A 654-nucleotide genomic window follows, 5' to 3' on the forward strand; every position below is an offset into this window, starting at 1 on the left:
AACTGTCAATAATTTTGTGTAAATAAGCTTATTCCTCTTCTTGTAGCTTCTGTCACCCGTTAAACATTTCTGCTATTCCAGATCTTGCTTGATCAAAACCGATGTGGCATCGTGTGGCGAAACGCTGATTGTATTCCTCGAACTGTGTGACGAGAAATCGGTCCAGTGATGCTTCATTCGGGAACTGCTCTTTTCGCTTGCTGTACTTCTTAATTTTCTTGTTGAAAGACTCAATTAGGTTGGTGGAATAAATACTCTTTCGGATAGACTTCGGAAAATCATAAAATGTGAATAAATCCTGATTAGCTTGCAGGGATTGCGTGATTTTGGAGTATGATTTTTTCCACTTCTCTATAAATGCTTCTAATGCTTCTTCAGCACTGTCCTTATCATCTGCACGGTAAAGGATCTTTAGATCTTCACATATTTCTTTTCGATCTGATACACGAACTTTATGGGCGATATTACGGGAGACGTGGACAAAACATGTTTGGTACTTGGCTTTAGGGAACACGGCATGAATACTTGCTTTGATGCCTTTTAGCCCATCCGAAATAAAGAGAAGCACTTCCTCCACACCACGAGTCTGAATATCTTCTATTAACTCTTTCCACACGTACGCAGATTCCGTTGGAGCTATCGTGTAAGCGAGCA

1 protein-coding gene is annotated in these 654 nt (G+C 40.4%); it reads right to left on the reverse strand.

Features of this window, described 5'->3' with window-relative positions; translation table 11 throughout:
• Positions 1-52 precede the first annotated feature (52 nt).
• On the reverse strand, positions 53-654 hold a 602-nt coding region (locus CHH53_RS16980), incomplete at its 5' end, for an IS256 family transposase (RefSeq protein ID WP_198946076.1).

The sequence above is a fragment of the Terribacillus sp. 7520-G genome, assembly GCF_002271665.1.
GTDB lineage: Bacteria > Bacillota > Bacilli > Bacillales > Amphibacillaceae > Terribacillus.